5 protein-coding genes are annotated in these 6,499 nt (G+C 49.9%); 1 reads left to right on the top strand and 4 read right to left on the bottom strand.

Features of this window, described 5'->3' with window-relative positions:
* Positions 1-37: 37 nt before the first annotated feature.
* From Q4C79_RS12730 to mglB, 4 genes are all read right to left on the bottom strand, one after another.
* Positions 38-973: an aldose 1-epimerase gene (locus Q4C79_RS12730; RefSeq protein ID WP_303091397.1), complete on the bottom strand. Its 936-nt coding sequence runs from the start codon at positions 971-973 to the stop codon at positions 38-40.
* A gap of 120 nt (positions 974-1,093) precedes the next feature.
* Positions 1,094-2,104, bottom strand: coding sequence for a galactose/methyl galactoside ABC transporter permease MglC (gene mglC, locus Q4C79_RS12735; protein ID WP_303091398.1), 1,011 nt, complete (start codon positions 2,102-2,104; stop codon positions 1,094-1,096).
* A gap of 70 nt (positions 2,105-2,174) precedes the next feature.
* Positions 2,175-3,689, bottom strand: a complete 1,515-nt coding sequence (mglA, locus tag Q4C79_RS12740) for a galactose/methyl galactoside ABC transporter ATP-binding protein MglA (protein WP_303091399.1) — start codon at positions 3,687-3,689, stop codon at positions 2,175-2,177.
* A gap of 271 nt (positions 3,690-3,960) precedes the next feature.
* A complete protein-coding gene (gene mglB / locus Q4C79_RS12745) occupies positions 3,961-4,989 on the bottom strand; it encodes a galactose/glucose ABC transporter substrate-binding protein MglB (protein ID WP_303091400.1) in 1,029 nt (342 codons plus the stop codon).
* A 361-nt stretch (positions 4,990-5,350) separates the two neighbouring features.
* Between mglB and Q4C79_RS12750 the strand changes: the two genes are divergently transcribed.
* Entirely contained in the window at positions 5,351-6,433 is a 1,083-nt protein-coding gene (locus tag Q4C79_RS12750) for a UDP-glucose--hexose-1-phosphate uridylyltransferase (protein WP_303091401.1), read from the top strand.
* Positions 6,434-6,499: the final 66 nt, after the last annotated feature.

A 6,499-nucleotide genomic window follows, 5' to 3' on the forward strand; every position in this document is an offset into this window, starting at 1 on the left:
CATTTTCAGACAGGCTCCGTTTTTCGAATTCCCTTTATCAAATTTCATCGGATGCTTTCAATACATAACGGGTTTTAAAACGTTGCTGTTGGCCTGCTGCCAACACCACCAAACCGATGCCGTTATTAAAACAATCCGGTGCGCCGCTCAGGTTCTCCAGCGCCACCGATGTGCGTTCGGGCGGAATGTAGATTTGCATAATCGGATAATTTTCATCTGGATAAACAGACAATATCAAACCGTTTCCGCTTAATATGCAAGCGGCCTGACTATGGTTATCCAAAATAAAGCTGTTATCCAATCCGATATCTTGCAAAGACAAGGCTGTCTGAAAACGGGTGTCGGCTATGATGTTGCCGGTGGGTATCAAATCCTGATTGAACTCGAGCTGGCGGCTGCTGTTGATATGCAAACACCAATCATCCGCCTGCCCGCCGAGCATGAAATACGGATGCCAGCCGTCGGCCAGCGGCATGGCTTGATGGCCGGTGTTTGTTACGGTTGTTGAGATGCTCAGTCCGTCTGAATCCAAGCGGTATAATAAGTTTATGCTGTAGGCAAACGGAAAACCTGCATCGTCTTGTGCGTAATCGGCGGCGATTTCCGCCCATGCCGAGTTTTCATCCGCACCGCTGCCGATTGTCTGGAAATGCGCGTCATACATCAAACCGTGTATCGCATGGCCGTTGAGAATGTATTTGCTGCAGCGGTATGCTCTATCTTTAAATGTGTACCCGCCGCGATTCATGCGGCATACATACGGGCTGAGTTTTGCACTGCGGAAACCTTGGGTCAGATCATCGCGGCATTGTTGCGGCGAACCGTATGCGGCAATACAGTTGAACCAACTACCGTCTCGACGGCGTATTTCGTAGCGGTTGGGCAAACCGCCGTACAGATAGATTTCGGCCAGGGCATGGTTTTCACGGTTGAGAATGATGCGTTCGGATTCGGTTTGTACAGTAAAGATCATGGATTTGCCTGCTTGGGAATGAAGAATTTAATGAACTTGGTGCAGAATAGCTCGAGGCCTATTATTACACAAGGCCGTCTGAATCGGTTGTCAGACGGCCTTGTGTTTTTCCGCTAATGCTTATTTCTTTTTGGCATGTTTCAGCGAGTCGATGGCGACGGCCAAGACGATGATGCCGCCCTTGATGATGTATTGCCAATACGGGTTCACACCGATATAGCTCAGACCATAATTAATCAATGTAAAAATAATCACGCCAATGACTACGCCGATTACGGTACCGACGCCGCCGGAGAACGATACGCCGCCAATCACGCAAGCGGCAATGGCATCCAGCTCGTACATAAAGCCTAAGTTGTTGGTGGCCGAACCGATGCGCCCGGCTTCGAGAAAGCCGCCGAAAGCGTAGAAAATACCGGAAAGCGTGTAGATGCCGAGCAGGTTTTTGGTAACGTTTACGCCGGAAACACGCGCGGCTTCGGGGTTGCCGCCGATGGCGAACAGGTTTTTGCCGAAACGGGTTTTATTCCACACTACCCACACCAGTACTACGGCAATCAATGCGTAAATGGTGATATACGACAAGCGGAAACCGCCTAAATCAAGAAAGCCTTGTGTGAAAGCGGAATAGGCACTGTCAAAACCGGAAATCGGGGCCGAACCGACATGATCATAATAAAGAGAATTTATACCGTAGATAACCAGCATGGTGCCCAAAGTTGCGATGAACGGAGTAACGTTCATTACGGTAACGATAATGCCGTTAATCAATCCCAACACGGCGCCGATCGCGCATACCAGCAGAATCACCAGCGGAATCGGCACCACGTCCAAATCGGGAAATACCTTATTGGCATTACCCACTGCCTGTAGGAGCGTGGCGGAAATAACCGCCGCCAAGCCGACTTGGCGGCCGACCGACAAATCGGTACCTTGTGTCACAATCAAACCTGCCACGCCCAAAGCGATGATGATGCGCACGGACGACTGGGTGAGGATATTGCTGAAGTTAGTCAGGCTCAAAAAGCTGGTGTCTTTGGAGACAATCACCGCCAAGAGTACCAGCAAGACAAAATAAAGCGCGTAATCTTTGACAAAATTCATCGCTTTGCTAGAAGAAGCAGAACTCATGTTGTTATTCCTAAAAAAGTTGGCAGGCTGTCTGAAAACGCTGCTGCAAATTTCAGGCATCCTGTGGTATTTAGAGATATTTGGCCGAAAGCTGAAGGATTTCTTCCTGCGAGGTTTTCGCGGTTTCGACGATGCCGGCCACGCGTCCGGCGCTCATTACCAAGATGCGGTCGGTTACGCCCAAAAGCTCGGGCATTTCTGACGAAATCATGATGACGGCTTTGCCGCGTTTGGCCAAATCGTTGATAAGCTGATAGATTTCAAATTTTGCACCGATGTCTATGCCGCGTGTGGGTTCGTCCAGCATCAGGATTTCCGGGCCGGTTAAGAGCCAGCGGCCGAGTATGACTTTTTGCTGGTTGCCGCCGGAGAGCGAGCCGATGCGGGTTTTTTGCGACGGGGTTTTCACGCGCATGGAATCAATCACCCATTGGGTGTCTTTTTTCATCTGGCTGTTGTCGAGCAAACCCATTTTTTCGTAGGATTTTACGTTGGAAATCAGCGAGTTGAAGTTGATGTCCAGGCCTGCGAAAATACCGGTGCTGCGGCGTTCTTCGGTGACGAGTGCGAAGCCGTTTTTGATGGCTTCCACCGGAGAGGCGTTATTGACTGCTTTGCCGTGTACCAAGACTTCGCCGCCGCCGCGTTCGCGGATACCGAACAGGGTTTCGACGATATCGGTACGCTTTGCGCCGACCAGTCCGCCGATGCCCAGCACTTCTCCTTCGCGCAGTTCAAAGCTGACATCTTGGATAGAAGGCTGGTTTTTGGCGGTTAAGCCCTTTACCTGCAACACTACTTTGCCGGGGTTGTTTTCTTTGTCGGGGAAACGCTGGGTCAAGTTGCGGCCGACCATTTTTGCCACCAGCTGGTCCATGTCGGTATCGACGGTATTGACCGTGTCTATCCATTTGCCGTCGCGCAGAATGGTTACCGCATCGCAGATTTTGAAAATTTCTTCCATTTTGTGCGATATATAGATGATGCCGCAGCCGCGTTCTTTGAGTTTGGCGATGATGGTAAACAGGTGGGCGACTTCTTTTTCCGAAAGAGAGGAGGTCGGCTCGTCCATAATCACGATTTTGGCATCGTAGGAAAATGCTTTGGCGATTTCAATCATCTGCATTTCGGAGACGGTGAGCTTGGCTACTTTTTCGCGGGGGTCGATATTGATGCCCAATTCGTCGAAAATGGCCTTGGTGTCGCGGTACATCTTTTTGCTGTCCACAAACAGGCCTTTGGCAGGATAGCGGCCGAGCCACAAATTATCCATTACGCTGCGCTGTTTGACGAGATTAAGCTCTTGATGCACCATGGAGATGCCATTTTCCAAGGCTTCTTTGGCATTGGAGAAATCTACTTCTTTACCCAAAAATCGGATACTGCCTGAATCTTTGGCATAAATGCCGAACAAGCATTTGAGCAGGGTGGACTTGCCTGCGCCGTTTTCGCCCATCAGCGCGTGCACCGAGTGGGCGCGTACTTCCAAATTTACGCCGTCCAAGGCTTTCACGCCGGGGAAGGCTTTGTGGACATCGCTCATGGTCAGCAGCACTTCGCCGGTTGAAGGAGCGGGAACTGTCATTAGGGTTTTCCTTGAAATTGGTGTGGAACCGTTTGCGCACCTGAAATACGGTGCGGCAAACATTTGTTGTTTTAAGGCCTTGACGGCTTGCTCAGCCAATCATTCAGGCCGGGATGTACAACCCAAACCATGCAGGTAGGTTGCCAAGCCCAACATTTATCATCAATAACTTTTATCGGGCTTCGGGCCAACCTGCATGGTGTTGGGTTGTGCAAACAATTCAGGCTGTCTGAAAAGTATGCAAAACACTTTTCAGACAGCCTGAAGACCCTTATTTCAGAAATTGGTCCAAATTGGATTTGTCCACGCCCACATACGGAATGCGCACTTGGTTACCCTCCACTTTGACAGCCGTGCTCTGTTTCGGGTCTTTGCCGTTGGCCAAGTCCACCGCCAGCGCGTACACGGCTTTGGCTTGATTTTCGCCATCGTTCAACACAGTGCCCGCCATGGTGCCGGCTTTCACCAGTTGCAGGGCTTCGGGAATCGCGTCCACACCGAATGTCGGCAGTACGTTGCCTTGCGCCTTCATCGCTTCAATCGCACCCATTGCCATGGCATCGTTGTTGGAAATCACTACTTCAATTTGTTTGCCGGAGGGGCCGGAGAGCCAAGCCTGCATTTTGTCTTTGGCTTGGGCCGTGTCCCACATAGCGGTATCCAGCTGCAATTGTTTGGTTTTCATCCCGGAGGCTTTTAATTTTTCAACCACATATTTGGTACGCGCCTCGGCGTCAGGGTGGCCCGGCTCGCCTTTGAGCAGAACGAAATCAACCACGCCGTCTTTATTCAAGTCCCAATTCGGGTTTTCTTTCCAAGTTTTGGCAATCAACTCCCCTTGGATTTCACCCGACTGTTTCGGATCCGCGCCGACATAAAAAGCTTTGTCGTAGGCTTTCATCACCCCTTCGCCCGGATCTTTGTTGAAGAACACCACCGGAATATTCGCCGCTTTGGCTTTTTCGATAATGGTCGATGCAGCCGCAGGGTCGACCAAGTTAATCGCCAATGCTTTCACTCCTTTGGCAATTAACACATCAACTTGGTTGTTTTGTTCGGATTGGTTGTTTTGCGAATCGTTCATCAGCAATTCGGCAGTTTTTTGCGTACCGGCTTCTTTTTCCAAAGCTTTGCGCATCAACGACATAAAGTTGTCGTCATATTTGTAGATGGTTACGCCGATTTTCGGCGCATCGCCGGATGCGGAACCGCTTTGCGCCGCGCCGCCTTTTTCACCGCCGCAGGCAGCCAAACCCAAAGTAAACAATACTGCAATGGTCATACTTTTACGAAATTTCATTGTGTTCTCCTAGAATGATCAACTGTGATTTTTAACGTATCAGCCGGTTTGAAGCCGCCGGTATTTTGGCAGAATAGCCCTTCTCATCGGAATCGACGGCAGTTTGAATTAATTTCGGCTGTTTGTAAATTACTTGCCGCTACATTTCGCGCAAAAAACCAATTTCGAATATTTTTTTGTTGTAATTTCAATGCAATATACAGCTATGCATATGATAATTTATTTGTTTAACATATTAGTTTTTTAAATTTTCTGCAATTGACTTCAACCGTTTTTCCTGTAATGATTTCCGGCAAACGGCTGTTTGATGGCATGCCGACCTTATGTATCCTGTATTTCAATTTTTCGGAAAACCACACTCATGTTCAATCCCGCCGATCATCCCCACCGCCGCTACAACCCGCTTTATGACCAATGGACTTTGGTTTCGCCCCATCGCGCCAAACGCCCTTGGCAGGGGCAGCAAGAACAGGCCGATACCGAAAAGAAACCGCCGTACGATCCCGGCTGTTATCTTTGTCCAGGCAACCGCCGCATTACCGGAGAAGAAAATCCGGATTACAAAGAGACATTTGTTTTTACTAATGATTTTTCCGCACTGCTGCCTGACACGCCGGAGTTTGAAAGCAGCGGAAACCCGTTGTTCCGCCAACAATCCGTGCGCGGCGTCAGCCGTGTCATCTGCTTTTCGCCCGACCATGCCAAGACCCTTCCTGAATTGTCTGAAGCGCAGATAGAGGCTGTAGTCCGTGTTTGGCAACAGCAGGCCGAAGAGTTGGGCAAAACTTATCAATGGATACAGATTTTCGAAAATAAGGGCGCGGTAATGGGCTGCTCCAACCCGCATCCGCACGGCCAGATCTGGGCGGGAGATTTTTTGCCCGATTTGCCCGCCAAAGCGGATTTGGCGCAAAAAAACTACTTCCGACAACATCAAATTCCACTGCTGCAAGCTTATGTTAACGAAGAATTAAACCGTCGCGAGCGCATTGTTGTAGAAACGGAACACTGGTTGGCGGTGATACCCTATTGGGCAGCATGGCCGTTCGAAACGTTGCTGCTGCCGAAAGATAACGTTTCACGAATTACCGAACTGAGCGCAGCGCAGCGCAGCGACTTGGCGAGGGCCTTGAAACAGTTGACCACCCGCTACGACAACCTGTTCCAAACCAGTTTCCCGTATTCGATGGGCTGGCACGGTGCGCCGTTTGACGCAAAACCCCATCCGGAATGGACGCTTCATGCGCATTTCTATCCGCCGTTGCTGCGCTCCGCCTCCGTACGCAAATTCATGGTCGGCTATGAAATGCTGGCCGAAGCCCAGCGCGATATTTCGCCGGAGCAGGCCGCCGAACGCTTGGCTTCCCTGCCTTTGGTACATTATAAAGAGGCAGCAGGAAAGCCGGAGACTTCCTGCTTTAATGAGAATAATCCGGATATCTGATTGATACGGATTTAAAAAAAAACCGAAAGCGAACCTTCCGCTTGATACGGATTTAAAAAAAAACCG

Origin of the sequence: Neisseria sp. (genome assembly GCF_030523955.1) — a bacterium.
GTDB lineage: Bacteria > Pseudomonadota > Gammaproteobacteria > Burkholderiales > Neisseriaceae > Neisseria.